This is a genomic window from Peribacillus faecalis, assembly GCF_014712675.1.
Lineage (GTDB): Bacteria > Bacillota > Bacilli > Bacillales > DSM-1321 > Bacillus_AD > Bacillus_AD faecalis.
Genome location: NZ_JACXSI010000029.1, coordinates 31,566 through 47,760 on the forward strand (window position 1 = coordinate 31,566; position 16,195 = coordinate 47,760).

Consider the following 16,195-nt stretch of genomic DNA (forward strand, 5'->3'; position numbering starts at 1 on the left):
GATCTATGAAAGGGTATATTTTTTTAAGTGTTTCAATTTTGACGGAAATAATTGGTACAATTTGTTTGAAGCTTTCCGATGGATTTACCGTCTTGCTTCCATCCGTTATTGTTGTTCTAGGATACGCTATAGCGTTTTACATGCTTGGTCAGGCAGTGAAATACATGCCGCTTAGTTTAGCTTATGCGATTTGGTCAGGCATTGGAACAGCCGTTACCGTTGTGATCGGCATCCTGATTTTTGATGATCCTTTCAGCCTCGGGGTCGCAATCGGAATCGGTCTGATTATTTTAGGCATTGTTTTCATGAATTCCAATGGAACAGAAGTTGCGGAACAAGAGGGAGAAGGTTACTAAACTTCATAAATATCAAAAGTACCTCCCGAAAATTGAGAGGTACTTTCTAAGAAAGTATAAAACATAGAACTTGGATAGCTGTCTAACCTTACACCTGCCATGCTTGGAGGCCTACAGGATGTTGGTCATATCGGCGAAGACATGCGGACGTAGCGCTCTTAGTCGCTGTTCCTTACTTACAGGTCGCTTCCGCTTTTCGGTTCCCGCATGGCTCCTTTTTGTTTATATATCTTAAGAAAGCGCTTATCTTAAGTTTACTGCAAATCTTGAGTAAGAGCCTCACCAACAAGGACCGGTGACGGTTTTTGTTGGTTATTTCCAGTCGAATCGGATTGATTTTGCTTTCAAAAGAACGAACCAGACAACAACCGTCAAGGCTATAAAGATAAACATTGTTGTAGCCAGTCCGCCTGTGTAGCTGCTCCAGCCGAGTGAGCCTACAATCATGCCGATGCTGCCGACAACGGTAAAGCCAAAGTTCATCACAGAAGAGGCGGCGCCGACATCGGTTTTTGTAGCGGATAGTAATAAATCGGATATCATCGGACGGAAGTAAGTCGCGACAATTGAATAGATTACGTATGATAAAAAGAAAATGATAGGACCGGCATTTCCGACTGTGAAGATCAGCAGAGCTGAAATAACCGATACAATAATCCCGACATTAATGATCTTTTTCACAGAACCGGCACCAAATCTCATATACATAATAGGGCCTAAAATAGCCGCTGCCGAGTTAAGAGCGAAATATATGCTGAATGTCGTTTCTGAGACACCGAAACCATCTATATAGATATAGGAAGCGATGGCTAAGTACGCCATATACGGTGCTGCGATTAATGCTCCAACCATTAATAGACTGGTGAAATTGGCGTTTGCAGCGATTTTTCCTAAGCCTGAAATAGATTGCAGCGTACTGTTTTGTGTACGTTTTTCGATAGGCAATGTTTCTTGCAATAAGCATGCTCCAATTAGCGAGATGCCGGTTAAAGCTGCCAAGGCAATGAAAGTCATTTCCCAATCAGCATATTTCAGTATCAGAGCTCCCAGTAGCGGTGCCATCATTGGTGCAAGCAATCCGAATGCTTGGGTTACCGATAAAACTTTCGACATTTCTTTACCTGCAAAGCTGTCTTTAATTAGTGCTGTCGCAATCGCTATCATTCCACCGGCACCGAATGCCGAAAGTGCCCGAAAAATGATTAAAAGACTGATTGTAGGAGCGAACGCACAAATAGCACTGAAAATTAGCGATATTGAGATGCTGGTAATTAAAATCGGCTTGCGACCGTACTTATCGCTCATCGGCCCTAAAAATAAAATACCGATGGCCATAAAGACGAAGAAAATGGTCATTGTCAGGCTCATGAGTGTAGAGCTTGTTTGAAAGTATGTTGTCATTTCAGGAAGGGCTGGCATATATAAATCCGTCGATAATGGAGGAATCATTGATAAAATAGTAATCAATGCGATCAAGCCAGTGTTCTTTAAATATTTTTGTTGCATAAATTAACTCCTTTTATACTACTTCAGCTATATGAGAAGGACTACACATGACGTAAAGCATTTTTTGCCATCCGTTCCATAAGTGGCGCTAGTGTATTGATTTCTTCTTCTGAAAAACCATCTAATAACATTTTCTCGATTTGCCGGATGCTGGAGTAAATCCCTTCCACTGTTTCTAACGCGGTATCAGTCAACTGAATGATACGAGCTCTCGAATCTTCAGGATCGATACTTCGAACGATAAAATTCTTCTTTTCCAAACGGTTCAATAATCCTGTAACTGTAGGGTTTGTATAATTTAATGCCCGTTCAATATCGCGCTGGTGGAACAGTTTTTCCGGTTCGTGCAAAAGCAGCATAATTACATCTGCTTGACTGGGTGTCAGATCAATCTGCTTCAAATGTTCGTCTCCAATCCGTTTGGCAAGATGGTCAATCATCTTTAAGTGCGTTAGCACAATCGGATTTTTATGGGAATTAGCCATGTTCATCCCTCGCTTTATAGTCATTAATATTAATAATATAGCGCGCTATATATATGGTCAATATGTGGTAAAAATTAGCCGGCAACAATATTGTGCCAGCTGAAAATCTCTTACTCAGAAAATGCTTTGGAATATTGAACGACACCTTGCACATCGGCAAGTGCATTGTCAAATGCTTGTTAACAAATAGAAATTGTCTTGTGATAAGTGTATAGTTTTAAGGAGATAAGTGAAACAGAAAGAAGGAATAAAAAGTGTTGAACAGAGTAAATGGGTGGATGCAGAGATGGATGCCTATTTTAACGCCAACCAGCTTGATTATTGGTGTAATGCTTGAAGATGTAGGCCATCAGCTTCTATTTTTAGTTCCTTGGTTATTTGCATTTATGACGTTTGCAAGTAGCCTTGGCATGAATTTCAGTGATGCGAAAAGTTTTTCGAAATATCCGAGGACAATATTGTTCTGTATCGCCTTTTTACATATCATTATGCCTATTTGGGCGTATTTTTTATCGACTGTCATTTTTGACGACCATTTACTGATTATTGGCTATATTATTTCTGTAGCTGTACCGACAGGCGTTACCAGTATTATATGGGTCAGCATATGTAAAGGCAACTTGCCGCTCGGGTTATCGATTGTCTTGATTGACACACTGCTTTCTCCAATAATAATGCCCGCTCTACTGCATATTGTTGCAGGAGAGAAGATTGCAATTGATACAGCCTCATTGATTTTGAACTTAGTATGGATGGTTGTACTGCCGTCGGTACTGGGCGTTGTATTGAACGAGCTGACGAAAGGAACGATACAACAGACTCTCGGGAAAAAACTTTCGCCTTTTTCTAAACTGTGTCTTTTCGGGGTTGTGATGATCAACAGCAGCGCAATTGCCCCTTATTTGCAAAACATAACATGGGAGCTGGCGGCTGTCATTGTTGTTGTATTTATTTTGGCAGCATCAGGCTATTTAATTGCCTTTGTGCTTGGTCATTTTATTTGGAAAGATTTCAAGCTTGTAACAACGCTGGTATTTGTCGGGGGCATGCGCAACATTGCCGTCGGGGTTATTGTTGCCACAACATATTTTCCGGCGAAGGTCGCGATGCCGGTGGTATTCGGTATGCTATTTCAGCAAGTGTTAGCTTCCTTGTTTAGTAAAGTCTTAGAAAGATATGAGCTGCGCTACAAGCCGGAACTTCAATCAACTGCAGTATAAGTATTTAGAATATCCAATAGAGCACAGCGGAGCATTTGCCTGCTGTGCTCTGTTTTTTTGATTGGAAGATGAATGGTAAATATGTCGGTGTAAAAACTTTATGGGTAAAGAAAGTGTCAGTGCGTTTGCATAAATAGCTTTTTATTAAAGGTAAGTGTAAGAAAGTGGAGAAATAATAAACTATTGAATATATAAGGGAGGTCGAAGTAATGGGACAAGTATGCGTCATTAGTATTTATGTGCCGGATATAGCTCGGGCAATCGATTTTTATGAAAATGTATTGGGATTTACAGTTGAAAAGCGATATGGAGAAAAAATTGTCATGCTAAATAATGGTGATTTGCCGTTAATTCTCGAAGAGTCGCACGCATCGGAATGCAATCCGGAGAGCAAGCCTGCCGGTGTTGTTTTAGCTCTGAAAACAGATAATATCTTTCAAACTGTGAATCTGCTAAAAGAACATGAGGTTAAATTTATCGTTGAAGAGCCGACCGATTGCCCTCCAGGCAAGTTTATCAGTTTCAAGGATCCTTTCGGGAATGTACTGGAGTATATACAGTTTCAAGTATCATGAACTTTTTATAAGTTGAAACAGCTCTCTGGAAAAAATATATGCACCAGTATAGCATAAACAGTCCAAGTATAAGCCAAATGACCATACCGGTATAATTAATATGCAGATAGACGCTAAAGGAATAGGTCCAGCTCATTATCGTTGTATATAATTCTCTGAGACTGAAGAGGGTGAAATTGAAGAAACCTATAATCAAACCTGCAGAATCATTATTTTTTCTCATATCGCTCCGTTCTACTTTAGATATTAATAGACAGCACCTTAAATTATTGGGTGCTGTTTTATTTCGTTACTTCTTTTAATTGTGATTGCTGAATGCTGAATAAAATATCTTCGATCTGTTGGTTGTTCCATTCTTTTTTTAGATGGCGCATATTGGAACGGAATGCATTCAATGTTTTTTCATCATTCAGCAGCTTATCAATATGCTTAAGATTTTCTTCATGATTTTGGTCGAGTACTTCACCAATGTGATGATCAACAATGAAATGCTGATTTTTTATCTCCTGAGCTAATGAAGGTTCAAATGTCAGAATCGGAACTTCGGAATAAATCGATTCAAATAATGTTATTCCGCCGGGCTTGGATATAATTAAGTCGGCTTTTTTCATATAATCATAAACTTTGTCGGTATAGCCGATAACTTGAATATGCTCGAACTTTCCTTGCAACTTCTGAACAAGTTTTTCGTTATGGCCGGCAAGAATGGTTGTTTCAACGTTAGGCAGTTCATTCAAATGTCTATAAAAAGATTGTCTTTTCGGAAGCATTCCGAGCCCGCCGCCCATAATAAGCAAATGCTTGCAGGAAGAATCGGGATGCAGATGGTCGGCTGTAAATTCTTCCCGGACCGGAATTCCGTTAATATAAATACTTTTTGAATCAATTCCTTTTTCAACAAGTTCCTTTTTGACAGAAGGTGTAGCGACTAAATAGTAGTCCGTATAAGGATTGATCCATGAAGGATGGTCGGTTATGTCAGTTATGCATGTAATGAAAGGAATCGAATGATTATATGCCGCTTTATAGGTTGATACGATTTGAGAGCTGATTGAACAGGTCGAAATAATCACATCCGGCTTAAAATCAGATACTAGCACATCCATTTTTGTTAAAAAGCGTTCAGGAACAAGCGGCTTGAAATTAACCTCTTTTTTTTCGCTGTAATTATAAAGGAAGTTATATATTTTGCTGCCTTTATTTACGAATAGGTCATAGGCACGGTAAATTTTTTTATAGTAGTCAGGCAGCATGTATTCACAAATATCGTTAATTTGAATGATGGCATCTGAAAACTGCGACTGAATTTGCTCTTTCAACGATAAAGAAGCGGAATAATGTCCGCCGCCGAGCTTAATAGTCATAATTAAAATTCTCATTTGGCAACATCCTTCCTGCAATTTGAAGTTAATCCATCCCCGCACTTATATGCTAATTGTGTTAAGCTGCTTCGCAATGCCTCTTTCACTCGTTCTTGTTCGATTTTAAAATCGACGCCATCTTGAAATGTAACCGGATTTCCATGCACAATTTTTTGTTGGGATTTGCTTGCAAATACAGGCACAAAAACAAGATGCTTTTTTGTTTTCTTATAGTAATATTTTTCGAGATGCAAGAAACCGGGATCAATTTCCCCAATTAAGGCTGAGCGATTGTCATAATGAACATCCGGGAAAATTAAAACATTGTCGCCCTTGACTAGCGCATCGACACTTTGCCGGAACGTTTTTACAATCTCGCGCGATCCCCGGTAAACCGGAATCGCATTCGCAGACCGGACGAGTGCCGAAATAATATAAGAAAGCGGCAGGCAAATGATAAGTGCCGCTTTTTTATTCCAGCCGAAACGTTGAACAAAAGGATATTGAATGATTTGTCGGCAGCACGTCTGCTGTTCGCAGAAGACGGAAAGCGCCCAAATATGAATCGGTTTTTTAGTCCATAGCATAATCGACAGGGGTCCGCGAAAGCGTTCATGATGTGAGACATAGACGATAGAATGGGCTTCTTGGTCCGCATTTTCCGGCTGATACCTCGGATAGAAAAGTCGCGTGATTGTCCGAAATATACGATATGATTTTCCGTAAAAGTTGTCTGGCATATTTGTACACCTCGCTGCTTATTTATTTCTTAGGCTCTGTTATAGTTCATTGTCGATTTTGACAGATTACGTTGATCCTCGCTGCGGGCGGCGACTCCTGCTCAGATGAAGCAGGCAGGCCGAGACACCGCAAGAGCGAAAAGCGATGAGGTGGCTTGGCGCCTTGCCTTAGCACGAAAGCGTCCGTCCGTAGCGGAAATCAACAATATCATTTTACATAGCCATTTCTTAGAAAAGTACATTTTTGAATTACCAAAAGGACCGGTGCCGGTTTTTCTTGTTGTCTAACCTTACACCTGCCATGCTCGGGCCTAAGCCACCCCACCCAAGAAACCAAAATCAGATATCTTGGGCGGTTTGTCCTAGTCCTCCCGCATGGCTCCTTTTGATTCGCAACATATACTAAGATGGTAATCATCCGAAAGATGACTGCAATTTTTGAGTATGTGCCTTACCAAAAGGACCGGTGTCGGTTTTTCTTGTTGTCTAACCTTACACCTGCCATGCTCGGGCCTAAGCCACCCCACCCAAGAAACCAAAACCAGATATCTTGGGCGGTTTGTCCTAGTCCTCCCGCATGGCTCCTTTTGATTCGCAACATATACTAAGATGGTAATCATCCGAAAGATGACTGCAATTTTTGAGTAAGTGCCTTACCAAAAGGACCGGTGCCGGTTTTTCTTGTTATTAAACACCCATCTGAGCTGGACTTGATAGCTGATGACTCCTAAAAATAAATCCGCCGCTATTTTTGCGAGTACCAAATTGGAACCCAAATAGCTCTTGCTTAAATAAACTAGCATGGAAGATGCAGAGAGTAAGGCGAGCCAAAGAATATAGTACTTGAACATCGATTTTGCCATCGTATTATTTTTTTTACCGAAAACGTACCTTCTATCAAGTGAAAAGTCACAAAATGATGAGACGACCCGGGCAATCGCATTGGATAGGAATATTTGCGCTTTTAATGGAAAATGCAAAAATACAAAGCTGCTAAAAATCGTGAATAGTGATATATCAACAATGGCTGCAACAATAGTCGAAAAAGAATAGCCGATAAATCCGGAAAAGATCGTTAAGTATGTACGCAGACTGTCTTGAAAAGAACGGTGCTTCATCGGTTCAGGTTGATTCCAATCATAAATCGGGACTTCCACCATTTCCTTTTGCAGTTGCTTAGCTTTGATTAACGCGTACACCTCAAAGTCCCAAAAGGCTATTTTGTTATCGCTGATTTCATGATATTCCTGCAAAGGAATCGCAACCAGCCCCGAATGTATATCTTTTAATCTCGTTCCGTATAGGACATTGAATAATAAAGCGGCGTATCTGCTTTTGAGGCTACGCTTGAAAGTACTATTCGATTTTTCTGTTCTCACTCCAAGGATGATGCTATGCTTATGCGCTGATAACGCATTTGCTGCCCGTTCGATATCCTCATCGCCAAGCAGATGGCTTAATGTAATAACACCATTAATTTCAGGATATTGAGTCCGCAAAGTATTCATTATATTTTTCGTAGCACTAAAGTAACTCTCTTGATTTTTATTGAAACAAAGCGTGCACCTTTTGTTTTTAAGTGCGATACCTTTGAGCCTTTCATCTATTTGAGATGCATTTTGCAACAATAGAAAAAGATAAAACTTTTTATTTAACAAATTATTAATATACTCAAGTGTCCAATCTGTTACTTGATTCAAAGGAAGTATAACAGCACAATTCATTCTGAAGACCTCCCTTTATCCTGATGGTTAAGCATTTAGTAGCATTTTCCCTATTCAACTTGCCTATAAACTAAGCGGAGAGGATGTTAAAATATAGAAAAGAATTAAGGGGTGACTGACTTGCTTTATGAAACAGACAGGATGAAGGTGCGATCTTTGTTGCCTGAAGATCAGCACTTGCTTGTTAAGTGGCTATCCGACCCGAAAGTGCTGCAATACTATGAAGGCAGAGATAATCCGTTTAATTTGCAGAAGGTGGAGAGGAGTTTCTACTATCAGGAAAAGGGTGTCGTAAAATGTTTAGTAGAGTTTGAAGGGAAGAAAATAGGGTACATACAGTTTTACAAAGTGAATTCGGTAACGAGTGAAATAACAGATTATAGTGAAGAGGAAAACGTGTATGGAATTGACCAGTTTATCGGGGAGACTGACTATTGGAATAAGGGTATCGGCACTATGCTTATTTCATCAATGGTGGATTATTTGATGGAGCAAAAGCAAGCAGGAAGGATCATTATGGATCCGCATGTTTCCAATACTCGCGCTTTAAGATGCTATGAAAAATGCGGATTTAAGAAGGTTCGTATCCTTCCGAAACACGAATGGCATGAAGGGGAATATCGTGATTGTTGGCTGATTGAGTATACGAAGTCAAGTATATGAATGAAATGCAGAAAGGGAATAGTCAATGGGAAATTATAAAATTATTTTATTTGATTTAGATGGTACGCTTTCCGACCCGAAAGAGGGTATTACGAAATCGGTGCAATATGCTTTGCGAAAGTTCGGTGTGGATGAACCAGATTTAGATAAATTGGAATGTTTTATCGGACCGCCGCTTAAAGTATCTTTTTCGGACTATTATCATTTCGATGAAGAAAAGGCGGAGAAGGCAATTGGCTTTTACAGGGAGAGATTCACGGAGAAGGGGATGTTTGAAAATGTGCTATATGAAGAGATTCCTTTGCTTTTAACTTCCTTGAAAGAGCAGGGCTATATATTGGTAGTTGCAACCTCAAAGCCAACGGTATACGCGGAGGAGATTTTGAAGCACTTCCAAATTGACCGCTTCTTTGAAAAGATAGTCGGAAGCAATCTTGATGGGACGAGGTCGGCAAAAGCAGAGATTATTCAATACATAATCAATCATTACAGCGGACAGCGACTATCGGATTTCATTATGATCGGTGACCGCAAGCATGACATCATCGGCGCCAATCAGTGCGGCATCGATTCAGTCGGTGTGACATACGGCTATGGTTCACTCAACGAACTTCAGTCATTTCAGCCGACTTATATAGCAAAGAGTGTAAAACAGTTACAAAGTATATTAATAAAATAATATCAAGGAGCACTTCGAGTCATGCTTTTATGGCAACGAAGTGTTTTTTTTTTTTTGAAAATAAAAAGAAATAAAGGTGACGTTTTCGTTAAAGGTATAGTGGTGGGGGACAGAAAGTGAATTTACTCATATAAACTATATTATAGGAGGTGCTTTATGAATGATAAGGATAAAGTTAATCTATCTATCATTATAGTTGTCGGGCTATTGTTTGTTGCAACAATACTAGGAAAAAATCATTTATTTGGTTCACAGATTGATTGGCTGACGCAGCATGTTGTGTTTCCGGATTACTTCCGCCAACTATTTTATGAAACAGGCAATTTTATACCGAATTTTGCTTCTCATATCGGGGGCGGCCAAAATGTTTTTAATTTTTCCTATTATGGCTTGTTGAATCCTTTTATATTATTGTCATATTGCTTTCCGTTTGTGGAAATGGCTTATTACATAGGGTTTATCAGTATTACTCTTTATTTGTTGACAGGTTTAATGAGCTATTGGTGGTTCAGAGCGCAGTCATTTCATGAATTGCTCTCGCTGTTTTTATCATTGATGCTAATGATGCTAGCACCGATTTTATATCATAGCCATCATCATATTATGTTTGTATCTTATCTCCCTTTTTTAATATTGGCATTTATAGGAGTAGATTGGCTAATCAAACATAATCAATGCTGGTTATTGGTGCTGAGTACGTTCTTAATAATAATGACAAGCTATTATTATAGTGTTTGTGCTATTATCGCAATCGGCATTTATTACTTGTACAAATACATAAAAGAGTATCGCCGAATAAGTGTCCTTGGTATTTGGAAAATTATTCAGCCGATGATTATCAGCATTTTTATGAGTGCGGTGTTATTATTGCCTACTTATTATGCGATTAAGCTGAATCGCTCAGGTAGCAAAAGCAGCTACACATGGGAAGAGTTGCTCATTCCGCGCTTTGATGAGCTGCTTTATAAGCCGTTTAGCGTCGGGATAACGGCTGTTTTTTTATTGGCGATAACAGCTCTTCTTTTTAACAGGCAAAAGGATTTTTATAATAAATTTTTAGCGGCGGTTATACTGATTGGAAGTACAAGTCCGTTCATTATGCTGATTTTAAATGGGGGCATGTATATTCGAGGAAAGGCACTAATTCCGCTGGCACCGATTTTTTGTTTAATTCTCGGAATTTTTATCGATAAACTGCAAAAGAAAGAGCTGAATAGTTTAACTTTAGCTATTAGCTTTGCCGTCATGAATGGGTTTATTTATCTTACAGGCTATACGGAAATGATCTTTTATATTGATAGCTTAATTGCCGTTGCGGCAGTGCTTGTTTATAAACGAATCAATCGTTTAGCTGTATTGTTTGTACCGATTTTACTGCTGGCAGGCATGCAATTGTTTGCTGTAAACGAGGAAGAAAGCTACGTTTCTGTTGATGACTATAAAGAAGCCCGTAATGAACAGGCAGAAAGCTTGATTGCGGAAACTATAGAAGAAGATAACGGCTATTACAGATTTTCGAATGCTATTAATAAGCTTGCTGTCGCCAATCAGGTGTATGGAACTTCGTATTATGGAACTTCCATTTATTCATCAGTCGGCAATACGTATTATAGTGATTTTTATAAACATACATTCGGCAATAATTTAAACTATCGAAATATCTTAATGAATGCAGGAACTGATAATACATTGTTTCACTCTTATATGGGTGTGAAATATATCGTCAGCAAGAAAGATGACATAGGTTTTTTATATGAAAAAATAGCAAGTGAAGGCGATGTCAATTTGTTTGTTAATGAGAATGCTTTTCCGATGATTTACGGTTCGAGCAAACTGACGAACGAGAGTGATTTTGACAGGATGAGCTATCCGGATACGCTCAATTATTTGCTGAATACGATTATTGTCGATGATGATGTTCAAACTGCTGACGTCAGCACGAAAAATCTGAAAGTTTATGAATCTGACAAACTGAAAGATGTATATGAATTTGAAGCGGAAGAAACGACTACTTATAAAATTGAATTGGATGAACCGGTTAATGGGCAATTATTGCTTATTCAATTTGACAATGAAGCTGTGAACAGGATTGATACTTCAATAACAATTAACGGCATGAAAAATAAGCTGACAGCCCAAAAATGGCGCTATCACAATCAAAATAATTCATTTGAATATGTCCTTTCCGGTGAGGAGTCAATTGAAGACCTGAAAATAACTGTGACAAAAGGCCGCTATAGAATAACAAATCTGAAAATATATACAATGGAGATTGATTTGCAGAAGAGTATAGATGAGTTGGATGAGTTTAAAATCACGGAGTTAAATCATGGGAAAAGTACTATTAAAGGCACAATCACCATGTCTAGCGCCGGTTATGTCGCTACCAGCTATCCTTTTGATAAAGGATTCACAGTCTATGCGGACGGGAAAGAGATTGAAGTAGAGAAAGTCAATACAGCCTTCTTAGGTTTTAAGTTGAGCGAAGGCGAGCATGAAGTGAAGATTGTCTATCATTCGCCACTGCTGAAGGAGGGAGCGATAGCAAGTGCCATCGGTCTTCTGCTTTTTATTTTCATAATTGCATTTGAACGCAAGAGGGGGGCATGACGATACCAATGTATAACAAGCATAAAGAGCTGGTTTTATATGTTGTATTCGGCGTATTGACGACTATTATAAATTTTATTATTTATTTTGCGTGCGTATTAACGTTTTTAAATCCGGAAAAAAGTATTGAGCTTCAAATAGCAAACGTGCTTGCCTGGATTGGCGCCGTAATATTTGCATATATAACGAATCGAAAGTATGTGTTTGGAAGCAAGAAAACGAATATTTTGCAAGAGATGTACAAGTTTTTCGGTAGCAGAATATTTGTCTTGTTACTAGAAATGCTGCTGATGTTCATTTTTGTTTCATGTCTGGGATTGAACGATAAAGTGATGAAATTTCTAGTGCAAGCTATTGTCATTGCCTCTAATTATGTACTGAGTAAATGGGTTGTGTTCACCAAGAAAGGAAATACAGTATGAAAATTATATCAATTATTGTTCCTTGTTATAACGAGGAACAAGCTTTACCGATTTTTTATAATGAAGTAAACGAAGTAATCAATTCAATGGATGTTAAAGTAGAATACATATTTATTAACGATGGATCAAAAGACCGCACCTTAAATATACTACAGGAGTTATCGTATAAAGATGATCGTGTCAGATATCTGTCTTTTTCCAGAAACTTCGGTAAAGAAGCGGCAATGTACGCCGGTTTGAAGAATGCAACTGGCGATTATATCACGACAATGGACGTTGATTTGCAAGATCCTCCTTATTTATTGAAAGAGATGTATGATGTTCTTGAGCAAGGCGAATACGACTGTTGTGCTACTCGGAGCACGAGCCGAAATGGCTACGGCTACGTAAAAAAAACTTTAACAAAATGGTTTTATAAAATTATTAATAAGCTGTCAGAAATTGAAATGGTGGATGGAGCAAGAGATTTCCGTCTGATGACGCGTCAAATGGTTAATTCGATTTTGGAAATGGAAGAATATAACCGTTATTCGAAAGGACTGTTCAGTTTTGTCGGTTATAATACGAAATGGATTGAATATGAAAACCAGGAGCGGGTTGCAGGTACAACGACATGGAGTCTGTGGAAGCTGTTTGTCTATGCGGTTGAAGGTATTGTCGCCTTTTCGACAACGCCTCTAATCATTTCAGCGGTTTTCGGACTAATTTTCTGCCTCATGGCATTTGTGTTGATTTTCGCTATTATTATCAAAACATTAGTATGGCACGATCCGGTAAGCGGCTGGCCTTCGCTTGCCTGCATTTTATTTTTCGTCAGCGGTATGCAATTGTTTTGCATAGGGATAATGGGAATATACTTATCAAAAACATATTTAGAAACGAAGAAAAGACCTGTTTATATCGTTAAAGAAACAGAGAATGATGGTATTTGTCTCTAAGATGAGCGGATATGCGAGAGCAACTATAGTTACTTGCGCATATCCGTTTTTTATATGTAAATGAGGGTATCGATTTAATCGAGGAAGCGTTTTGTAAAAAAACGATAAGGCAAAGAGTGATTCTGCCGGCTAAAGTGCTTCAAAAAAAGACCTACAAAAATGATATAATTTTCAAAACTAGGTGTAGGACAACGAAAAATCAATTATAATGAACGGATATTGGTTGAAAGATAAACATAAACAACCGCAAGCACAGAAAGGTAAAACTAATGGAGCAAATACTACAAAATAATATTGAATTGATTAAACAACGGTTTCAGCTCGTTTTGCAGGCTGAAGCTATGAAATATATCGAATTGCACGGTGAAGCAACTGCTGAAGATTTTATCGCTGAAAACGAAAAACATCTTGAGCAGCTGTTAGAAGCAGAATTGAAAGGCAATATTTTGAACGGCATTAGTTTAGTCAAGCGGAAGCAATTTTTAAAAGCAGAAGGAGTCGAAATTGATGCTTTGCGCACTAAAGTTATTAATACGCTTGTGAGAGAGCGGCTTCTTGAAAACATAAATCTTGATTACAAACATTGGCTCCGTCATTATTTCTTGGAGAATCCCGGGGAATGGGAAGAGTGGAAAGAACAGGCTATCATCAATCAGCGGGAAAAAGTCATTTTAGCTGATTTGGAAGAGAAAGTAAAAACAATCTTTGCTTCGAATAATATCCGATTCTATTTGCCGCTCCGTTACAAAGCGGCTCGGGACTTAGCGGAAGACTTGCATAATACGCGATATGATTTCGATGACGAAGATGGAATTTTTGAATGCGGTCAGTTTGATGCGGATACGTACTTGAAACTGGAAGATTTCTTATCGGAGCTGACAGGCGAAGAAATTTTTTATGGGCATGAAATCGCGTGGGAGATATACGAAGACCGCTATGAAGCATTTATTCAGGAGTATGTGTATCGTGACGTATTGGCGATGATTATAGAATTATTGCCTGCTGAAATGCAGAAAACAGATGCGTTGAGCGAAAAAGTATCTGAGCTGTTGTCTGATGAATTGGCTGATTTGCTTGAAGATTTCCTATACCGCATAACAGATGAGTTGATTGTTGATCTGCAGGAGCTGGCAGAAGTGCCTTTCATGGAGGCTGCCCATAGAGAACTGTATGTCCGTCAACTGGAGGACCGAAAGAAGAAAATCAATGCGTTTAAACGGAAAGCGTATCTTCGTTTTGAACAAGAAAAAGCTGAGCAGCGTGAAAGAGCGAAACGCGAAGAAGAAATGATTTTGCAAATGATTGGCAGAGAGTATGAGGCGAATATGTCGCCGCATACAAAGTATATTTTGCATATCGGCGAAACAAACACCGGCAAAACGCACACGGCTTTGACGGAAATGAGACAAGCGGCAACCGGACTTTATTTAGGTCCGCTTCGTTTATTGGCGCTTGAAGTGTTTGAAACGCTGGCAAGTCATGGTGTCGCTTGCGGATTGAAAACGGGTGAGGAAGAGAAAAATTTGCAGGGTGCTACTCATATTGCAGCGACTGTCGAGATGTTTTCCTCAGAAGAGCGCTACGAATGTGTGGTCATCGATGAGGCGCAAATGATTGCTGACAGAGACCGAGGTTTCTCCTGGTATAAGGCGATTACTTCAGTTCAAGCAGATACGGTTCATATTATCGGAAGCAATAATGTCGGCAGTATGCTGATGAATTTGCTGGACGGTTATGATGTCGAAGTGCGCAAATACAAGCGTGAACTGCCATTAATCGTGCAGAAGAAAAATTTCCGAATTTCCAAAGTGACTAGAGGAGATGCGCTGATTGTCTTTTCAAGAAAGAAAGTGCTGCAGGTCGCAGCTAAGCTTGAGAATGACGGGCATAAGGTGAGTATCGTCTATGGCGGTATGCCGCCGGAAACAAGGCAAAAGCAAATCGAACAGTTCCATAAAGGCGAAACGGAAGTGGTAGTTGCCACAGATGCGATCGGAATGGGGCTGAATTTGCCGATCAGACGGGTTGTTTTCTTGGAGAATCAAAAGTTCGACGGCACAAGAGTACGGACATTGACGTCTCAGGAAATTAAGCAAATTGCCGGAAGAGCGGGCCGGAAAGGCAAGTATGACGAAGGTTTTGTCGCTTTCTCTTATGACGTCCAAAAGATGAAAAGTTTGCTTGAAAGAAACGATTTTGAAATCGAGACGTTTGCGATATCGCCTACGCAAAATATTTTTAACCGATTCCGTTATTTCGGCAAGGATTTGCAGGAGTTTTTCCGCCTTTGGGATGAATATGAAAACCCTCCTGGAACGGTGAAAGCGCCGCTGACGGAAGAAAAGGAATTGTATGAGGAAATTAGAGGAACAGACATTGAGATGAAGCTATCTGTCGCTGATTTGTACAGCTTCTTGCATTTGCCTTTTTCATCTTACGAAAGCACGCTGAGAGATCAGTGGAAGGACAATATGCGGGCAATCATCAATAATGAAGAGCTGCATGAACCGGTTATCCTAAAAGGTTCACTCGATGCTTTGGAGCTTTCTTATAAATCGATTGGTCTTCACCTGCTGTTTTTATACAAGTTGGATAGGAGAACAGAAGCATTCATTTGGGAACGGATGCGTGATGAAATAAGTGAAGAAGTGCATGGCCTGTTGAAAAAGGAAATTAAAAAGTATAAGAAAGAATGCAAATATTGCGGTCGTGAGCTGAAATGGGATTATCAATTCACGATGTGCCAAAGCTGCCATAATAAACGATACGGCAGAAATTATTGGTGAGAAGGGGCTGTCCGAATAGATGAAATGTACCCTTTGTAAAGGACATTTATAAAAAAGGACGCTTAGGCTGCTTGATTAAGATGATCTCTGTATTGTACAGGGGTCATCTTATTTAATTTCCATTGATATC

General features: G+C 39.3%; 14 protein-coding genes. 9 read left to right on the forward strand and 5 right to left on the reverse strand.

Annotated features, from left to right (window positions below):
• Positions 1–5 precede the first annotated feature (5 nt).
• Entirely contained in the window at positions 6–356 is a 351-nt protein-coding gene (locus tag IEO70_RS12575) for a DMT family transporter (RefSeq protein WP_190998720.1), read from the forward strand.
• A gap of 312 nt (positions 357–668) precedes the next feature.
• On the opposite strand, the gene IEO70_RS12580 is transcribed toward IEO70_RS12575, so the two are convergent.
• Both IEO70_RS12580 and IEO70_RS12585 read right to left on the reverse strand, forming a co-directional pair.
• A complete protein-coding gene (locus IEO70_RS12580) occupies positions 669–1,862 on the reverse strand; it encodes an MFS transporter (RefSeq protein ID WP_190998721.1) in 1,194 nt (397 codons plus the stop codon).
• Between the two features lie 41 nt (positions 1,863–1,903).
• Positions 1,904–2,347, reverse strand: coding sequence for a MarR family winged helix-turn-helix transcriptional regulator (locus IEO70_RS12585; RefSeq protein ID WP_190998722.1), 444 nt, complete (start codon positions 2,345–2,347; stop codon positions 1,904–1,906).
• A gap of 254 nt (positions 2,348–2,601) precedes the next feature.
• Between IEO70_RS12585 and IEO70_RS12590 the strand changes: the two genes are divergently transcribed.
• Together IEO70_RS12590 and IEO70_RS12595 are read left to right on the forward strand one after the other, a co-directional pair.
• Positions 2,602–3,567, forward strand: a complete 966-nt coding sequence (locus tag IEO70_RS12590) for a bile acid:sodium symporter family protein (RefSeq protein WP_190998723.1) — start codon at positions 2,602–2,604, stop codon at positions 3,565–3,567.
• Between the two features lie 209 nt (positions 3,568–3,776).
• Positions 3,777–4,142, forward strand: coding sequence for a VOC family protein (locus tag IEO70_RS12595; protein WP_190998724.1), 366 nt, complete (start codon positions 3,777–3,779; stop codon positions 4,140–4,142).
• A 281-nt stretch (positions 4,143–4,423) separates the two neighbouring features.
• Here the strand turns inward: IEO70_RS12595 and IEO70_RS12600 are convergent, their stop codons facing one another.
• The 3 genes from IEO70_RS12600 to IEO70_RS12610 form a co-directional block, all read right to left on the reverse strand.
• Positions 4,424–5,521, reverse strand: a complete 1,098-nt coding sequence (locus tag IEO70_RS12600) for an MGDG synthase family glycosyltransferase (protein ID WP_190998725.1) — start codon at positions 5,519–5,521, stop codon at positions 4,424–4,426.
• Positions 5,518–6,243 carry a lysophospholipid acyltransferase family protein gene (locus IEO70_RS12605; RefSeq protein ID WP_190998726.1) on the reverse strand — a complete coding sequence of 242 codons (726 nt, stop codon included), beginning with the start codon at positions 6,241–6,243 and terminating at the stop codon, positions 5,518–5,520. Before IEO70_RS12605 ends, IEO70_RS12600 begins: the two co-directional genes overlap by 4 nt.
• A 653-nt stretch (positions 6,244–6,896) precedes the next feature.
• On the reverse strand, positions 6,897–7,967 hold the full coding sequence (locus IEO70_RS12610) for a GtrA family protein (protein WP_190998727.1): 1,071 nt from the start codon (positions 7,965–7,967) through the stop codon (positions 6,897–6,899).
• Between the two features lie 111 nt (positions 7,968–8,078).
• Here IEO70_RS12610 and IEO70_RS12615 point away from each other — a divergent pair, with 111 nt between their 5' ends.
• From IEO70_RS12615 to IEO70_RS12640, 6 genes are all read left to right on the forward strand, one after another.
• Positions 8,079–8,630: a GNAT family N-acetyltransferase gene (locus tag IEO70_RS12615; RefSeq protein WP_328820928.1), complete on the forward strand. Its 552-nt coding sequence runs from the start codon at positions 8,079–8,081 to the stop codon at positions 8,628–8,630.
• 25 nt (positions 8,631–8,655) lie between these two features.
• Positions 8,656–9,309 carry an HAD family hydrolase gene (locus IEO70_RS12620; RefSeq protein WP_190998728.1) on the forward strand — a complete coding sequence of 218 codons (654 nt, stop codon included), beginning with the start codon at positions 8,656–8,658 and terminating at the stop codon, positions 9,307–9,309.
• 156 nt (positions 9,310–9,465) lie between these two features.
• Positions 9,466–11,919 (forward strand): YfhO family protein, encoded by a 2,454-nt coding sequence (locus IEO70_RS12625; RefSeq protein WP_190998729.1) that lies wholly within the window; start codon positions 9,466–9,468, stop codon positions 11,917–11,919.
• Positions 11,916–12,341 (forward strand): GtrA family protein, encoded by a 426-nt coding sequence (locus tag IEO70_RS12630; RefSeq protein WP_190998730.1) that lies wholly within the window; start codon positions 11,916–11,918, stop codon positions 12,339–12,341. Before IEO70_RS12625 ends, IEO70_RS12630 begins: the two co-directional genes overlap by 4 nt.
• On the forward strand, positions 12,338–13,279 hold the full coding sequence (locus tag IEO70_RS12635; protein WP_190998731.1) for a glycosyltransferase family 2 protein: 942 nt from the start codon (positions 12,338–12,340) through the stop codon (positions 13,277–13,279). Before IEO70_RS12630 ends, IEO70_RS12635 begins: the two co-directional genes overlap by 4 nt.
• Positions 13,280–13,548: 269 nt before the next feature.
• Positions 13,549–16,065 carry a DEAD/DEAH box helicase gene (locus IEO70_RS12640; protein WP_190998732.1) on the forward strand — a complete coding sequence of 839 codons (2,517 nt, stop codon included), beginning with the start codon at positions 13,549–13,551 and terminating at the stop codon, positions 16,063–16,065.
• Positions 16,066–16,195: the final 130 nt, after the last annotated feature.

What these genes read in the sequence shown, in the direction of transcription:
- IEO70_RS12595 (WP_190998724.1), top strand. Translation starts at nt 3,777, where the DNA reads ATGGGACAAGTATGCGTCATTAGTATTTATGTGCCGGATATAGCTCGG.
- IEO70_RS12620 (WP_190998728.1), top strand. Translation starts at nt 8,656, where the DNA reads ATGGGAAATTATAAAATTATTTTATTTGATTTAGATGGTACGCTTTCC.
- IEO70_RS12640 (WP_190998732.1), top strand. Translation starts at nt 13,549, where the DNA reads ATGGAGCAAATACTACAAAATAATATTGAATTGATTAAACAACGGTTT.
- IEO70_RS12600 (WP_190998725.1), bottom strand. Translation starts at nt 5,521, where the DNA reads ATGAGAATTTTAATTATGACTATTAAGCTCGGCGGCGGACATTATTCC.
- IEO70_RS12625 (WP_190998729.1), top strand. Translation starts at nt 9,466, where the DNA reads ATGAATGATAAGGATAAAGTTAATCTATCTATCATTATAGTTGTCGGG.
- IEO70_RS12635 (WP_190998731.1), top strand. Translation starts at nt 12,338, where the DNA reads ATGAAAATTATATCAATTATTGTTCCTTGTTATAACGAGGAACAAGCT.
- IEO70_RS12575 (WP_190998720.1), top strand. Translation starts at nt 6, where the DNA reads ATGAAAGGGTATATTTTTTTAAGTGTTTCAATTTTGACGGAAATAATT.
- IEO70_RS12585 (WP_190998722.1), bottom strand. Translation starts at nt 2,347, where the DNA reads ATGGCTAATTCCCATAAAAATCCGATTGTGCTAACGCACTTAAAGATG.
- IEO70_RS12580 (WP_190998721.1), bottom strand. Translation starts at nt 1,862, where the DNA reads ATGCAACAAAAATATTTAAAGAACACTGGCTTGATCGCATTGATTACT.
- IEO70_RS12610 (WP_190998727.1), bottom strand. Translation starts at nt 7,967, where the DNA reads ATGAATTGTGCTGTTATACTTCCTTTGAATCAAGTAACAGATTGGACA.
- IEO70_RS12630 (WP_190998730.1), top strand. Translation starts at nt 11,916, where the DNA reads ATGACGATACCAATGTATAACAAGCATAAAGAGCTGGTTTTATATGTT.
- IEO70_RS12605 (WP_190998726.1), bottom strand. Translation starts at nt 6,243, where the DNA reads ATGCCAGACAACTTTTACGGAAAATCATATCGTATATTTCGGACAATC.